The organism is Halomonas sp. 113 (assembly GCF_904067645.1).
Lineage (GTDB): Bacteria > Pseudomonadota > Gammaproteobacteria > Pseudomonadales > Halomonadaceae > Vreelandella > Vreelandella titanicae.
The window spans coordinates 4,342,639-4,358,272 of sequence record NZ_LR881453.1 but is presented as its reverse complement, the minus strand read 5'-3'; the positions used below and the strand labels follow the sequence as shown (position 1 = coordinate 4,358,272).

The following is a 15,634-nucleotide window of genomic DNA, read 5'->3' as shown; positions in this document are numbered from 1 at the left end:
ATAAAAAACTGCTCGCTTATTGTTTGGCAGTGGATGGAAGGCTATCACCCAGCGTAGCGTGCTTTAGGCGCAGCAGCACGGCGTAGCTTCCTGCTGCCACTACAACACCTATCAGTGGTGGCAGTAACGGGGAAAAGTAAGCGGCTCCGGCGCCCAGCGCATACGCAGCTAACCCTCGGCGGTTGAAGTCGGGTAGTTGTGCTTTATCCAATGTGGGGTAGCGGCCTTTATGCTTGAGCCAAAAGTCCGCCATGATCACCCCGCCCATGGGCGGTATAAAGGTGCCGAGTAACACCAGAAATGGGATGAGTAGGTTATACATGCCGCCTACCGCCAGCACCGTGCCAATCGCCGCGCCGCCCACAGTGACCAGGCGGCGCTTTTCGGTGCGCAGCAAATTACAGCCCGCCACGGCGAAGTTGTAGATAGTGTTGTCCTGGGTTGTCCAGATATTCAGGAACAGCATCAGCACGGCGATGGTGACAAAGCCCTGAGCGATCAATACATCCACGATATCGGCCTGCTGGTAAATCATGGTGCCAAGAGCGCCGGTCAGAACCATTAAGCCGTTACCGACAAAAAAGGCCGCCAGGGTCGCGATAACGGCAATTTTCGGCGTTTTGGCGAAGCGGCTCCAGTTAGTCGCTTGAGTGCCGCCGCTAATAAAGGTACCGATAATCACAGTAATCGCCGCTGCTACGCTCATGCTTTCCGTGGGCGTCTGCTGGCTCAGTCCCGCAAAGCCGCGCACATCCACCAGGCCGGTAAACAGGCTGATGACGATAAACAGCATCATGGCGGGGACGGCAAAGCGCGATAGCCAGTCCATACCTCTATAGCCAATCATGGCGGTCACGCAGAAACCAAACCCAAATAGCACCATTAAGGGGATTTTCAGCCATTCAGGCATCCCGGTGGTGCGTACTAACACTAGGGCAATCGTGGCGGTGCCCCAGGCGTACCAACCGATCTGGGTAAAACCGAGAATAAAGTCGGAAAGTTTGCTGCCTTTTTCGCCGAAGCAGAAGCGCCCCATCAGCACCGAATTGAGCCCGCTTTTACAAGCAATATAGGCGAGGGCTGCTGCATACATCCCCAGCAGCAAGTTGCCAATCACGATGATCCATAGCAGTTGGCCAATCGGAAAGGCTTGGCCTAACGTGCCGCCCGCCCACATGGTGGCGGTGAAAAACGTAAATCCAAGCAGTACTGCCGAGGTAGAAAGCAGGCCCTTGCGGGCACTGGTAGGGACTTCACTGAGTGGATAGTCAGAATGATGCATCACGCTCTCCTAATATAAATCAGCGAACCTGTTAGCTATTTATAAAGCAAGAGATATGCCAAAAGAGTAGGTCAGTAAGAATGATTACGCTTGTCATTTTTTTTAAGACATGCCTACTCATTTTAATGATACTTTAGTAAATAAAACCTAATTGTTTGTGTACGTTTGCCGAATAAAATAGTGGTCAAAAAAGCTTGTTTGTTAAAGCGATGGTCGCTTATTGCGATTACGCCCAGATACGCCCGTTGCAGCTATAACCTTGAAGGAACCGGAGTAGATGCCAGAATCCCAGCATAGGAGTGCTTCACTGCCTGCAGCTAGACTTCCTTGGCATCATACCCTGGTGGGTAAGGTGGTGATTTTTATGCTGATGGGCGTGCTGTTTGCGTATGTAACGGGGGCGCTGTCGGGTTTTTTTATGGTTGAACGTGGGGCTCGGGAGCAGTGGTTGCGCGAAGCGCAGGTGAATGCCCAGATAGTAAGCGCGACTATTAGGCGTATTTATACGTCCGTGGCGGTTAAGACCGATGGCACGGGTCAAGTCACGCGTATCATTTCCCAGCGCCCGATTGGTGATGAAGAGTCGGTTCTAGAAACTGGGTTTAGCCCGATTGATGTATTGGCGTTGGCAAGTGCACAAACACGTAACAATGTGTGGCTGTTCGCGAAGTCATCAGAGGGGGCTCTCACCGTAGTGGCAGATGCGCTTAATACACCATCAGACTCGCCTGCCAACTTGACGGTAGATACATGGCAAACAAAAGCGGATGCCGCTGATTTTTATGTTGGATTTGCCAGCATTGGCGGTGAAGAGCACTTCATTAGTTCGCTGCCCATTGTTACCCCTGATGGTCAACTGTTAGGCGTTCTAGTAGCCACCATAGGCCAGCAAGAAGGGCTGTATCAGATGCGTAATGATCTGATCAGCAAAGCGTTTATAGCACTACTGGTGGTATTGGTCGCGACAGCCCTGCTAGTCACTATTTTGATGCGTCAGTTATTTACACCCGTGCCAGTATTAATTAAGTCGCTCACCGAAATCGCTAAAAACCAGACCGCTGACAGCACGCCTTATACCGACCGTAACGATGAAATTGGCCGGATGGCAAAGGCCATAGATGCGCTTCGTAAGAAAGTCATTGAGCGTGAACACTTACTTGAAGTTAAAGACGAAGCTCTCCGCTTTCAGCATCTTGCTCATCATGATGAGCTGACCAAATTGCCCAACCGTGTGCAATTAAATAATGCTTTAAAAACCGCTGTGCACTCACTGCTTCAAGGCGACGTATTTAATGTCATGCTATTTGATCTTGACCATTTTAAAGCAGTTAACGATAGTCTGGGGCACGCGGCGGGTGATGCTTTGCTCGTTGAAGTTAGTCAGCGGGTGCAGGGGCTGCTGACCGACGATGATTTGGTGGCGCGCCTTGGTGGCGATGAGTTTGCCATCATTCAACGCGTTGTGCGTAGTGCCACCAATGAGGCAAAAGTACTGGCAGAAGCAATTGTGTCTGTTCTACGTGAACCGTATCACTTTCATAACCAGGAAATTAACATTGGAGTGAGTGTTGGCATTGCAACCGCACCCGCTGATGGCCGCAATAGCCACGATCTGCTACGTCACGCAGATCTGGCGCTCTATGCGGCCAAGGCGAAAGGGCGCGACCGCTATATGCTCTATGCCGCAGGGATGACAATGGATTCCGGGATCATCGAACAAAGGTAAGCCTATGAAGTGGCTAGTAGCGTTATTAATGACCATTGCGGTGTGGCAAGGTGCCGCTGCTGGTGAGGAGATCGCCTCCTCGCCGACGTTGTCGCGTATTGTGTCTACTGGTGAGATTACTATCGGCCATCGTACCAGCGAAGTCCCCTTCTCCTACCTAGTTAATGACCAGCCAACAGGCTATGCGATCGACCTGTGCCTAAACGTCATCGAAGGTCTGGAGGAAACATTGGGCTTAGGTGATCTCAAGGTAAATTATGTGCCGGTAACGCCTGCAAATCGGTTCATATTAGTACGTAATGGTGAAGTGGATATCGAGTGTGGAGTGACCACCAATACCCCTGAACGTCGCCGTCAGGCCGCTTTTTCATACCCTCATTTTCTGACCGCAACGCGCTATGTATCCCTCGCCGAGCAGCATATGGACAGTTTGCAGGATTTGGCGGGCCGCAGCGTGGTATCAACAACGGGCACTATCAATATTGCCCAGCTCAACGAACTCAATCGCACCGAGGGGCTAGCAATATCGGTAATGCTAAGCCGTAATCATGAAGAAGCCTTTGATATGGTGGCTTCAGGACAGGCTTCCGCGTTTGTGATGGATGAGGTTTTGTTAGCAGGTTTGGTTTCGTCTGCCGTTGACCCTGCCGCTTTTCATATTTCTCAAGCAACACTGAGTAGTGCCGAGCCCTATGGCTTAATGATGCCGCCTGATGATCCTGTTTTTGTTGAGCTGGTCAATAAGGAACTGCGTAACATTTATCAGAGTGAAACTATTCACACTCTTTATGAAAAATGGTTTTTGCAGCCGCTCCCTCCCGATAACCGAGTATTGAACTTGCCGCTAGCGCCAGCGCTTGCCGCTATTTTCGCCAATCCTGAGCAGTACATAGAGTAGAGGAGGTGTGTTATGCGCCGAAGTTTATTGCTTGGGTGGTGTAGTTTGCTGGTAATGATGTCTGGTGGAGAGGCAGCACATGCAACGACACCTATCGATTCGCTTGAACGCATAGAAGCAACCGGCGTGTTAAGGGTTGGCTATGGTGATACAGCGCCATTCTCTTATTTAGATAATCAGGGTAACGTCGTCGGTTACTCTATCGATATTTGCCAACGTTTAGCGAAACAGCTGCAAGTGCAATTAGACCTGCCTTCTCTTGAAATAGCCTATGTGTATCGTACGCCCAGTAACCGGGTGCAACTGCTCAATAGCGGCGATATCGATATTGAGTGTAATGCCAGTACTAATACACAACAGCGGCGGCAGAGCGCGCAGTTTGCGCTTAGCCATTTCTTTGTCTCGGTGCGTTATGTGGCCCTGAAGGAAAATGGCTTTACCACCTTGGAGGACTTGGCCGGGCGTAGCGTGAGCGTGGCGCGTGGCACCGTCAATGTCAGCCAGATCAATCAGGTAAATCGAGAACGCCAGCTGAATTTATCGGTGGTGCCCGTAGGTACATTGCAGGAAGCGTTTGACTTAGTCGCTGATGGGCGCGTAGCGGCCTTTGCGATGGATGATATATTGCTGAGCACAATGATTGCTGAGTCCCAACACCCCGACGCGTACGCGCTTTCCGAAGAAGCCATTACGTCGACAGAGCCACTCGGTTTTTTAATGCGATTGGGCGACGACGCCTTTGCAACTGAGGTGAATAAGGCTCTTGAGCATATTTATACCAGTCCCGAAATGTCGCTGCTTTACGAACGATGGTTTCAGCAACCTATTCCTGGCAAAGACATTACGCTTAATGTGCCGATGAGCACCGTATTGGCTGAGCATTTTATCGCCCCTCGCGAGATGAATGCAGATTAAGTGCATTAGATAAATATAGATTAAGATTTAGCGCAGGTTCATACGGTCTGAGTGTTAAATAAACCACGCATTAACGTTTCCACGATACCGCTGCTCTCATCCGCCAGAGAATGCTGCTGGGGATCCTGCAGCCAGTCGAAACAGACGCCAATCAAAAAGCCATGAAATTGGCGCCGGGCGCTGGCTGGGGTTAAGTCAGCGCGTAAAGTGCCAGCGATTTGGGTTTGTTCAAACAATTGCTCTACTCGCGCCTCTGCGTGCTCAGAGAGTCGAGTGATCATGCAAATCCGCGGGTGCTCCTCTTCTAGTTTCTCGCAGCGGTGCAACACGATGGTGGCTGCTCTCTGCAGTGGCAGGTCGTGGGAAATGGCTGCCAGCGAGCGTAGAGCAATGTCGCGTAAGCAGTCTGCCGGTGCTGAGCCTAGGTGTTCCACCACCTCATCGACAATTTCATCCAGAGGGACACGCACGCGTTCCAAGAGTGCATCGAACAATGCAGCTTTGTCTTCAAAGTGCCAATAAATGGCCCCTCGTGTCACGCCTGCTGCCTGGGCGATGTGCGCCAAGGTGGTACGCGAAACGCCTTGGGCTAAAAAGGTGGTCTCTGCCGCGTCCAGAATGATTTCTCGGGTACGTTCGGCGTCGGCCTTACGACGGGACATAGCGGCTCCTATTATTAAAATAAGTGGTATTTTGGCAGTGATGGATAGCAAAGTCGCGGGTGGGTGATTATTATACACCTCACTGACATTCATGAATGTCAGTGAGGTGACTATATTATTCAACTTGTACCCTGAATGCAGGTTTGAAAATCATCACTGACCGCCATCAAGGAGCTACTCGTGCCCGTTACTCTTCTCCGTTCACTGCCCATCATACTGGCTCTGCTTGTGCTAACGGGCTGTGAGCAACCCCAGGCGCAGTCGACTGATGCCACACGACCGGTAAAATTGATGACACTGCAGTCGGCAAATGCTACGGCCTTACGGCAGTTTCCCGCGCGGGTGGAAGCCTCTACGCGCAGCAATTTGTCATTTCGTATGGCCGGGGAATTATTGGAGCTCAATGTGAGCCCCGGCCAACAGGTGAGCGAAGGCGAGGTGATTGCGCGCATTGATGATCGCAATGTGCAAAGCGAGCTGGACAGCGCCCGCTCGCGCTTGGAGCTCGCCGAGGCAACGCTAGAACGCATGCGCTACACCCTGCAGCGTGGGGCAGTCAGCCAATCCCAGTTTGATCAGTCGGAAAGCGAGTGGCGGGCCGCCCGGGCCACCTTCGAACAGGCACAAGAGCAGGTCGAGCATACAAAGCTACGCGCCCCTTACGATGGTGTGATTGCCCAGGTGCCAGTGAATAACCGCCAGATAGTTCAAGTTCAAGAAACGGTCGCGGTGATCCAGCAGCCAGGGCAGCTAGACGTGGTGTTTCATCTGCCCGAGCAGATCGTGCAGCGCATACCGCGAAATAATGGAACGCCCTTCGGTGATGCGTTGGCGTTTGAAGTGCGCTTTGGTAATAGCGATAAACCCTATCTTGCCCAGCTAGCCTCTTACACCACCCAAGCCAGCGCACAGAGTTTGGCTTATGAAGTCACCCTAACGCTGCCCCAGCCGGACGATATCACCCTGTTAGACGGTATGAGTGCCAATGTGCGGCTCGATTTGAGTTCGCTGCAAACCGAAAATAGCGCCCCGCTGTGGCTACTGCCCACTGATGCGGTGAGCTATGCCGGTGATGATCCCGACCAGGCTCAGGTATGGCGCTTCATCGAGCCAGAAAACGTGGAAGCGGTGCCGGTGGAGGTCGGTCGGTTAACCTCAAACGGCCTGGAAGTTAGCGGAAAGTTGGCAGCGGGCGATCGCGTTGTGGCGGCCGGAGCCCACCGTTTAACCGAGGACACCAGGGTGACCCCGTGGGAAAAAGAGCAGGGGCTTTAACATGGTCGACTACTTTCTACGCCACCGGGCGACCAGCTATTTAATGACCGTGGTGCTGCTGGCGGGTGGCGCGCTGTCGTTTTTGGGCATGGGCCAGTTGGAGTTCCCCGAATTTACCATTCGCAATGCGCTGATCACCACGCAGTACCCTGGTGCGACGCCTGAAGAGGTAGAGCAGGAAGTCACTTCGACACTCGAAGAGTCAATTCAGGAGATGTCATCGATCAAACGGGTTAGCTCGGTGAGTTCTGATGGCCTATCGCAGATCACCGTTGAACTCGAAAGTACGGTGCAGAACGAGGAGTTGGAGCAATTATGGGATTCGCTGCGCCGTAAAGTACAGGATGCCCAGGCCGCGCTTCCGCCGGGTGCGAGTCAATCTCGCGTAAATGACGACTTTGGCGATGTATTTGGTTTCATGGTCAACCTGACGGGCGATGGCTATAGCATGCCGGATCTGGCTGACCATGCTGATTTTCTCAAGCGCGAGCTCGCTTTGGTGAAGGGCGTCGCGAAGGTGTCGCTAAGCGGTGAGCACGAAGAGCGCATCTATATCGAAGTTGATCGCGAACGCCTGCGCGCACTGAATATTCCGTTAACACGATTACAGCAACTGCTTGAGACCCAAAATGCAGTGGCAGACTCAGGGCATCTTAAACAGGATGGCCGCCGTTTTCGTATCACCCCCACGGGCAGTGCGGCAGATATTGAAGCTCTGCGCGCCCTGATTGTCAGTGAGGGCGACGGTGAACTGGTGCGGCTGAGCGATATTGCCGATGTGAGCCGCGAGCTGGCGGAGCAGCCCCAGCAGCTTTACCGCGATATGGGCAGGCCGGCGATCTCGTTGGGCGTCTCCTTTGAAAGCGGAGTGAATGTTGTCGAGGTGGGAGAACGGCTACAGCAGCGTCTGGATGAACTGCAAACCCGCACACCACTGGGTATGGAGCTGAATGTCGTTTATAACCAGCCCCAGGTGGTCGATGACGCAGTATCCGGTTTCCTGGTCAGCTTGATCCAGGCGGTGGCTATCGTGATCGTGGTGCTGATGCTGTTTATGGGCTGGCGCAGTGGTCTGTTAATGGGCTTTATCCTGCTGATCACCATTATTGGCACCTTTATGTTGATGCGCTTTCATGGTTTGCAGCTGGAAAAAATCTCGCTGGGTGCGTTAATTATCGCCCTGGGAATGCTGGTAGATAACGCCATTGTGGTCACCGAAGGCATGCTGGTGGGGTTAAAGCGGGGCAGCACGATTCGTGATTCGGCGCATCAAGTGGTTCGCCAAAATGCCTGGCCCTTGCTGGCCGCAACGCTGATCGCGATTGCAGCCTTTGCGCCCATCGGTTTATCGCCAGACACCACCGGTGAGTTTATCGGCTCGTTATTTTTCGTGCTGCTCTACTCGCTACTGCTGAGCTGGATCACGGCGCTGACGTTAACGCCGTTCTACTTCAAGCTGTTTTTCCGCAATGTTGCCCCCGGCGATGGACAGGAAGACCCCTATAAAGGCGTGGTTTATCGTTTTGTAGGCCGCGTCATTATCACCGGTATTCGTTGGCGCTGGTTAACCTTGACGCTGATGGTGGCGATATTGGCCGGCGCGGTGGTCGGCTTTGGTTCGGTTAAAAATGCCTTCTTTCCGGCCTCTAATACGCCGATCTTTTTTGTCGATTATCGCACGCCGGAAGGTACCGATATTCTCGAAACCCAACGCCGCGTTAGCGAGCTTGAAAAGAGCGTGATGGAGATGGACGGCGTTCGCCACCTGACCACCACCGTGGGCGGTGGAGCGCAGCGCTTTACCCTCACTTATTCACCGGAAGACCGCTATGCAAGCTATGCGCAGTTGATTGTCGAAACCGACGATAAAGCGACTCAACACGACCGCATGGCTGACGTAGAGCAAGTGTTGGAGCGGGATCATAGCGATATTGACTACAAAATCGCCCCGTTGGAGGTCGGTCCTGCGCCCAAAGCCAAGCTAGAGGCGCGTTTCTACGGCAGCGACCCAGCGGTACTTCGCCAGTTGGGCGATCAGGTTGAGGCCATGTTCATCGATACACCGAATATGACCAGCGTGCGCACCAGTTGGCGTAACCGCGTGCAGGCGATTGAGCCCGTTTTTCTTGAAGATACTGCACGTAGGCTGGGTGTGACCCGTGAAGACCTGGCCAGCACCCTGGCGCTAAGTACCAGTGGCAGCCAAGTGGGCATTTACCGCGACGGCAGCGACCTGATTCCGATAGTGGCGCGGGCAATCCCCGCACAGCGTCACGATGTGGATAACCTAGGCTCACTTAACGTCTGGAGCGCAGAGCAAAACCGCTATATCTCCGCCGATCAAGTAATCGGCGATACCACCACACAGGTGGCGGATCCACTGATTATGCGCCGCAATCGCGAACGCATGCTGGCGGTGTATGGTGAGCCGGATCCGCTAAGCGGGGTGACCGCAGCCAGCGTATTGGCCGACATTCGCCCAAGGGTGGAGGCCTTGGATCTACCGGCAGGTTACCGGTTGGAGTGGGGTGGTGAGTTTGAGACCGCTGGCGAAGCGCAGAGTGGGTTATTTTCCTCACTGCCGCTGGGCATAGTGATGATGTTTATTCTCACTGTGGTGCTGTTCAATAACTTCCGCCAGCCGTTGGCTATCTGGTCGCTGGTACCGCTGACGATTATTGGCGTAGTGGGCGCGTTGTTGGTTACCGGGTTACCCTTCTCGTTTATGGCGCTGCTGGGTACGCTGAGCTTGATCGGCATGGTAATCAAAAATGCCATCGTGTTGGTAGAGGAGGTCAACGTGCAACTGCCGTTGCATCAAGACCGCTACCACGCTGTGGTGCGAGCTGCGGTCAGCCGCGTGCGTCCGGTCGCCATGGCCGCGCTGACCACCATGTTGGGCATGATCCCGCTAATTAGCGATGCCTTTTTCGCCAGCATGGCGGTCGCGCTGATCGGTGGCTTGGGTGTCGCCACGCTATTAACCTTAATCGTACTGCCGGTAGTTTACTGCGTGCTCTACCGGATTCGCATACATCCTGATCAATAACTCGAGCAGACTCCTTTCATCTTAGCCGTGGCCTTGACCAATCCACGGCTAAGATAGCCTCTGCAACGATATTCAATGCGCCTACCACTTCGCTCACTGCTGTTTGCAAATCGTTTCTATTTTCATTTGTGAAAATAATTTTCAAACTAGACTAAAGTCTATGCTGCCCAGGCCGATAGCAGTACCTCGTAAAAGATATTGGTCGATTTAAGTTAATCTAAAGCCGCTGGAAGTGCTCTAGCTAGATTATATAAATTGCCAAAAGCTAATGGATCTGGCCTGGAGGCATTCCGCATATGAATCGTGTACTTAGTAATCTATCCGTCAAACTGGGTTTAACCCTTGTTTTGGCCATCTTTTCATTATTAATAATAACCATTGCTTTTCTAGGCTATCAGGCAGGCGAAGAGGGCAGTACTTCGTTAAAAGAGCTTGATCTATCAGGTGATCGCACTTTAGCGCTTAGCCGCAGTCAACGATCCATAGCCTACGCTCAGCTTTTCTACGTTAGTAGCTTCGATGCGTTTGAGAAAGGTGATGCCAGTTCATTCCGTGACTACCTGGCTCGGGCCCAAGATGCTCAGCGAGTTGCGCAAGATTACTTTACAGAGTTTGAAGCCACCAAGCCTGAGTCGGCACTTTCTGATACCGTGACTGCCACCTATGAGAGCTTGATCCAACGGGGGATTATCCCCTTAGAGGAGGCATTGAATACGGGTAACAGCAGTCAGTTTAATACCGCAAGGGAAATGGTGAGTGACTTAAATCAGCAGTTAATTGAGGCTGTTAGTGCTTACAATGATCATCGGGCTGAACGAAACAAGTCGATGATTGCCGATTATGAGAGCGGCATGCAGTTTCTTACTTATATTGATATCGCTGTACTTTTGATTGCCGCGTTAATCGTTCTGTTTGTTCGCATCGCGATGGTGGGCTCTATTGTAAAACCACTAAACGAAGCAGTGGAGCATTTTGAGCGTATTGCCCAAAATGATCTCTCTGGTAAAGTAGATGACCGTGGTAGCAATGAGATCGGCAAGCTGTTTAGTGCTATGCAGCATATGCAAAGTAATTTGGTTAAAACCGTTTCTGAGGTACGCGATAGCAGCGGCTCGATTCATATCGGGGCGCGTGAGATTGCCAGTGGTAACTCGGATCTATCCTCGCGTACCGAGCAGCAGGCGTCTTCCCTGCAGGAAACCGCCGCCAGCATGGAGCAGTTAACCGCTACCGTTAAACAGAATGCCGATAATGCCCGCCAGGCCAGCCAGTTGGCGAACGATGCCTCAAGCACTGCAAGCAATGGTGGTGAAGTGGTTGAGCAAGTAATTACCACCATGCACGGTATTTCTAGCAGCTCGCAAAAAGTGGCGGATATTATTACCGTTATCGACTCTATCGCCTTTCAAACCAATATCTTGGCACTCAATGCTTCTGTGGAAGCAGCGCGGGCAGGCGAACAGGGTCGTGGTTTTGCCGTGGTGGCTAGTGAAGTGCGTAACCTGGCCAGCCGCAGTGCCGATGCCGCCAAAGAGATCAAAGCACTGATTGAGGCGTCATCCACCCAGGTGAAAGAGGGCTCAGCATTAGTCGAAAGCGCCGGTGCGACGATGCGGGATGTGGTCTCCTCTGTGCGCCGGGTGACCGATATTATGGATGAAATCTCCGCGGCTTCTCAGGAGCAGAGTTCGGGCATTGAGCAGGTCAACCAAGCGGTTGCCCAAATGGATGAAGTAACCCAGCAGAACGCGGCCCTGGTTCAACAGGCGTCGTCAGCGGCCAGCTCGTTGGAAGAACAGGCGGCGCGGCTTGAAAGCGTTGTCTCGGCTTTTCGTTTAACTGAGGGGGAGAGCCGTACGCAACACGCCCCGCTTACCTCGCCCCAGCACACGCCACAACACTCATCTCAACAGACACCAGCGCTGATGCGGCCAGCGACGCGTAGCCAAACCAGTAGCAAAACCGCGGCTAGCGCTGAAGATGATTGGGAAGCTTTTTAAGCCAGCGTTTCTCGCCGCTTAGGCTGCGTTCCCCCCTCCGCCATTGCTGTAAGAGGGGGGGAGTGAGCGCTTAGTTACCTGACGAGTTTAGTGCTACTGCAACTTCTTCAACCTGTAGCGCCAGACTCTGCAGGCCGCCGCCGGAGAGGTACCACAGCGCGGGCGTTAGCATAATGACCCGCGCTTTCTCAGCTCCCGCATCTAAGAGCGTTTGCGCTAAGGCATCCGCGTCGGCGGGTTCATTGCCAATCGCGGCGCTGCGATCAATCACCAGTACGACCTGCGGATCAATTTCGCTAATCGCCTCAGGAGAAAGCGGGGTAAAGGTACGGGTACCGCGGGTTTCAGAAGTGACACTTTCGGGCATCGCTAATGCTGCAATGCCCAGTACGTCGTGAACGACCGGGTGCTGATTCAGCATCAGATTGCCGCCGTTGTGGGTTACCACCAGCGTGCGAGGAGCGTTGCTTAGCGCTTCGCGCTGGGTCTCAATCTCGGCATGCAGTGTACCAAGCGCCTCTTCGGCTTTGCTTTCCACTGCTAAACGACTCGCTAGTTCGCGTACATTGGCGTCAAAAGTAGCCAGGTAGTCGTCACCCTGTAGGCTGGTGTTGAGCAGCGGGGCGATTTCGCCAAGCCCCTCTTCCCACTCACCCTGGCGGCCAGTGTAAAGAATCAGGCTAGGCTCGCTTTCGCCAAGGGCATCCATATTCGGTGAGCGCAGGCCGCCAATATCGGTGACGTCATCGGCTGCATACTGCTCAAGATAGCCAGGCAGGCTGGCTTTCGGTACACCCACTACCTGCTCGTTTAAACCTAGTGCATCCAGCGTATCCAGGCTGCCTAAGTCGAAGGTGGCGATTCGCTGGTCGGCGCTCGCGGTGGCGCTGGCAGTTGCTAAGAGTATAGCGGTGGTAGTGGTAGCGAACTTCATTGGGTTTCCTTTTGTGAGAAAGAATTTTATATGCGATATTTTCTCATGTTCTCAAGGATGCTGACTTTTGTCGCTACTGGGTGATGGAACAGTATGTTGCAGAAAACGCGACCGCCCTCACAAACTGAGGGCGGTGGGTAGCGCTAACGGCTGTTTAAAAAAAAGAGGGTAAAGAGGTTAAGAGGCGACCCGGAAAGGATTGCGTGGGTCGTTATCCCAGGCCAGGAAGGGTTGGCCGGTCTCCTGGGGCACCATGGTGATGCAGTTATCTACTGGGCAAGTGATCTGGCAAAGGTTACAGCCCACACACTCCTCTTCGATCACTTCATAGCGTCGCGCGCCGTCCTGCTCGGTGAGCTTGGCAATCGACTGGTGGGAGGTATCCTCGCAGGCGATATAACAGCGGCCGCACTCGATGCACAAATCCTGATCGATCTTGGCGATGGTTTTGAAGTTGATGTCGAGGTGTTTCCAGTCGGTGGTTTGCGGTATCGCCTTACGGGAGAACGCCTCGATGGAGTCGTAGCCTTTTTCCGCCATCCAGCGAGAGAGGCCGTCTTTCATCTCCTCCACAATCCTAAAGCCGTTGAGCATCGCTGCCGTACACACCTGCACGCTGCCGGCACCTAGGGCGATAAACTCCGCCGCATCCCGCCAGGTGGAAATGCCGCCAATGCCGGAAATGGGTAGCGTTGGAGTGGACGGATCACGGGCAATTTCTGCCACCATGTTCATCGCGATAGGCTTCACGGCGCTGCCACAGTAGCCGCCGTGAGTGCTCTGGTGGCCCACGGTGGGCTTGGCGACCATATTGTCCAGGTCGATACTGGTAATCGAGTTGATGGTATTGATCAGCGATACCGCGTCGGCCCCGCCGCGCAGCGCCGCCTGGGCACCGACGCGAATATCGGTGATATTAGGTGTGAGTTTGACGATGACTGGTTTGGAGTAGTGCTTTTTGCACCAGTAGGTGACTTTCTCGATCAGGTCGGGGTTTTGGCCCACCGCCGCGCCCATGCCGCGCTCCGGCATTCCGTGGGGGCAACCCAGGTTGAGCTCGATGCCGTCCGCGCCAGTGGCTTCCACTAGCGGCAGAATGTAGGCCCAGGCTTCTTCATTACAGGGCACCATAATGGAAACGATCAGCGCACGATCGGGCCAGTCCTTTTTCACCTGAGTGATTTCTTTAAGGTTGATCTCCAGCGAGCGGTCGGTAATCAGCTCGATATTGTTAAAGCCGATCACCTCGCGGTTTTTTCCGTAGTGGGCTGAGTAGCGGGAGGAGACATTCACCGCAGGCGGCTCTTCGCCAAGGGTTTTCCATACCACGCCGCCCCAGCCAGCTTCATAGGCGCGTACCACGTTGTAGGCTTTATCGGTGGGCGGTGCAGAGGCCAGCCAGAATGGATTGGGGGCTTTAATACCGGCAAAGTTAACCGATAGGTCAACGCCATTGACCACGCTGTCACCGCTGTCTTTCTTACCCGGTGGTGTAAAAGTGAGTGTGTTCATGCGGCCTCCTGCTTGGCGACAAGCGCCTGATGAATGGCGTGAGCCGCCAGTTTGCCGTGTTGCACGGCCTGAACGGTAAGGTCTTGACCGGGCTTCACACAGTCGCCACCGGCATACACATTGGGCAGTGAGGTTTGGAACATCTCATTAACGTGAATGCGCTCGCCGTCCCGGGCAAGCTCAGCGGCGGTGGTATCGCTTAGGCTCGCGCCTTCGAAGCCTTGGCCGATGGCGGTGAAGACAGCATCGGCGGCGATCTCAAAGGTTTCTCCAGTAGGGGTTAAGCGGCCCGCTTGATCATGGGTCTTGGCAAAGCGCATGCCCGTCACGCGGCCTTGATCATCCAGCAGAATCTCGTCGGGCTGGGCCCAGGTCACCATCCGCACGCCGTTGGCTTTGGCAATCTCTTGTTCATGGTCGGTGGCGGACATGGCTTCAATGCCGCGACGGTAAACCAGCGTTACCTCCGTAGCGCCTAAGCGGGCCATTTGGGTGGCCATATCGATAGCGGTATTGCCCGCGCCAATCACGATACAGCGTTTGGCCACCGCAAGGCTGCCCAGATCGTCGGTCTGGCGGAGAACCTTGATGTAGTCCACCGCAGGCATCAGACCGGGTGCTTGTTCCCCGGTTAAACCCAGGGCACGGCTAGCGCCCAGGCCCAAGCTGAGAAACACGCTATCGTACTGATTATGGAGCGTAGCAAGCTCCAGGTTTGCGCCCAGCCGTTGGTCGTACTGGATCTCGATGCCACCGATCTCAAGCAAGAATTCCACTTCCTTGCGGGCGAAGTCGTCGGTCATTTTGTAGCGGGCGATGCCGTGCTCGTTCAGCCCGCCAGGCTTTTGTTCGGCTTCAAAGATGGTCACCTGATGACCGAGCATCGCCAGTCGGTGCGCGCAGGAGAGCCCGGCAGGTCCGGCGCCGACCACGGCCACATGACTGCCGGTAGAAGTGGCGCGTTTGAAGGGGTGGCCGTCGAACTGCATGTGGTCGGTGGCATGACGCTGCAGCAAACCGATCAGCACCGGCTGGCATTCGGCGTCGTGGTTGCGCACGCAGCTGCGCTCGCAAAGAATTTCCGTGGGGCACACCCGGGCGCAGCTGCCGCCTAAAATGTTGGCTTCCAGAATGGTTTCCGCCGCGCCGTTGATATTGTTCTCGCTGATCTGGCGAATAAAGCTGGGAATATCAATATCCGACGGGCAAGCTTCGACGCAGGGCGCATCAAAGCAATAGAGACAACGCTGACTTTCGATCATCGCCTGGCGATGGGTCAGCGGCGGATGTAGATCGCTAAAGTTGCTTGCCAGCGTATCCGGGTCGTAGGTGCCGACCTCTTTTGCGCTGGGTAGGTGGTTCAGTGGGCTAGTCACAGTAA

General features: G+C 54.0%; 11 protein-coding genes. 6 read left to right on the top strand and 5 right to left on the bottom strand.

Features of this window, described 5'->3' with window-relative positions; all coding sequences use genetic code 11:
* Nucleotides 1-16 precede the first annotated feature (16 nt).
* Entirely contained in the window at nucleotides 17-1,282 is a 1,266-nt protein-coding gene (codB, locus tag YERSI8AC_RS20435; RefSeq protein ID WP_159177416.1) for a cytosine permease, read from the bottom strand.
* Nucleotides 1,283-1,559: 277 nt separating this feature from the next.
* Here codB and YERSI8AC_RS20430 point away from each other — a divergent pair, with 277 nt between their 5' ends.
* From YERSI8AC_RS20430 to YERSI8AC_RS20420, 3 genes are read left to right on the top strand one after another with little or no spacing between them, the layout of a single operon-like run.
* A complete protein-coding gene (locus tag YERSI8AC_RS20430) occupies nucleotides 1,560-3,008 on the top strand; it encodes a diguanylate cyclase domain-containing protein (protein WP_159177415.1) in 1,449 nt (482 codons plus the stop codon).
* 4 nt (nucleotides 3,009-3,012) lie between these two features.
* Nucleotides 3,013-3,906, top strand: a complete 894-nt coding sequence (locus YERSI8AC_RS20425; RefSeq protein ID WP_159177414.1) for an amino acid ABC transporter substrate-binding protein — start codon at nucleotides 3,013-3,015, stop codon at nucleotides 3,904-3,906.
* Between the two features lie 12 nt (nucleotides 3,907-3,918).
* Nucleotides 3,919-4,821, top strand: coding sequence for an amino acid ABC transporter substrate-binding protein (locus tag YERSI8AC_RS20420; RefSeq protein ID WP_236557365.1), 903 nt, complete (start codon nucleotides 3,919-3,921; stop codon nucleotides 4,819-4,821).
* 38 nt (nucleotides 4,822-4,859) lie between these two features.
* On the opposite strand, the gene YERSI8AC_RS20415 is transcribed toward YERSI8AC_RS20420, so the two are convergent.
* Nucleotides 4,860-5,483: a TetR family transcriptional regulator gene (locus tag YERSI8AC_RS20415; protein WP_159177413.1), complete on the bottom strand. Its 624-nt coding sequence runs from the start codon at nucleotides 5,481-5,483 to the stop codon at nucleotides 4,860-4,862.
* A gap of 180 nt (nucleotides 5,484-5,663) precedes the next feature.
* On the opposite strand from YERSI8AC_RS20415, the gene YERSI8AC_RS20410 reads away from it, so the two are divergent.
* The 3 genes from YERSI8AC_RS20410 to YERSI8AC_RS20400 all read left to right on the top strand — a co-directional run bounded on the left by YERSI8AC_RS20410 (nucleotide 5,664) and on the right by YERSI8AC_RS20400 (nucleotide 11,807).
* Complete coding sequence (locus YERSI8AC_RS20410) at nucleotides 5,664-6,758, top strand: efflux RND transporter periplasmic adaptor subunit (RefSeq protein ID WP_159177412.1); 1,095 nt, start codon at nucleotides 5,664-5,666, stop codon at nucleotides 6,756-6,758.
* A 1-nt stretch (nucleotide 6,759) separates the two neighbouring features.
* Complete coding sequence (locus YERSI8AC_RS20405) at nucleotides 6,760-9,807, top strand: efflux RND transporter permease subunit (RefSeq protein ID WP_159177411.1); 3,048 nt, start codon at nucleotides 6,760-6,762, stop codon at nucleotides 9,805-9,807.
* Between the two features lie 296 nt (nucleotides 9,808-10,103).
* Nucleotides 10,104-11,807 (top strand): methyl-accepting chemotaxis protein, encoded by a 1,704-nt coding sequence (locus tag YERSI8AC_RS20400; protein WP_141440600.1) that lies wholly within the window; start codon nucleotides 10,104-10,106, stop codon nucleotides 11,805-11,807.
* A gap of 70 nt (nucleotides 11,808-11,877) precedes the next feature.
* Here YERSI8AC_RS20400 and YERSI8AC_RS20395 read toward each other — a convergent pair whose 3' ends face one another.
* The 3 genes from YERSI8AC_RS20395 to YERSI8AC_RS20385 form a co-directional block, all read right to left on the bottom strand.
* On the bottom strand, nucleotides 11,878-12,741 hold the full coding sequence (locus tag YERSI8AC_RS20395; RefSeq protein WP_159177410.1) for an ABC transporter substrate-binding protein: 864 nt from the start codon (nucleotides 12,739-12,741) through the stop codon (nucleotides 11,878-11,880).
* A gap of 177 nt (nucleotides 12,742-12,918) precedes the next feature.
* Nucleotides 12,919-14,253: an NAD-dependent dihydropyrimidine dehydrogenase subunit PreA gene (gene preA, locus YERSI8AC_RS20390; RefSeq protein WP_159177409.1), complete on the bottom strand. Its 1,335-nt coding sequence runs from the start codon at nucleotides 14,251-14,253 to the stop codon at nucleotides 12,919-12,921.
* Nucleotides 14,250-15,629, bottom strand: a complete 1,380-nt coding sequence (locus YERSI8AC_RS20385; RefSeq protein ID WP_022521816.1) for an NAD(P)-dependent oxidoreductase — start codon at nucleotides 15,627-15,629, stop codon at nucleotides 14,250-14,252. Before YERSI8AC_RS20385 ends, preA begins: the two co-directional genes overlap by 4 nt.
* Nucleotides 15,630-15,634 lie beyond the last annotated feature (5 nt).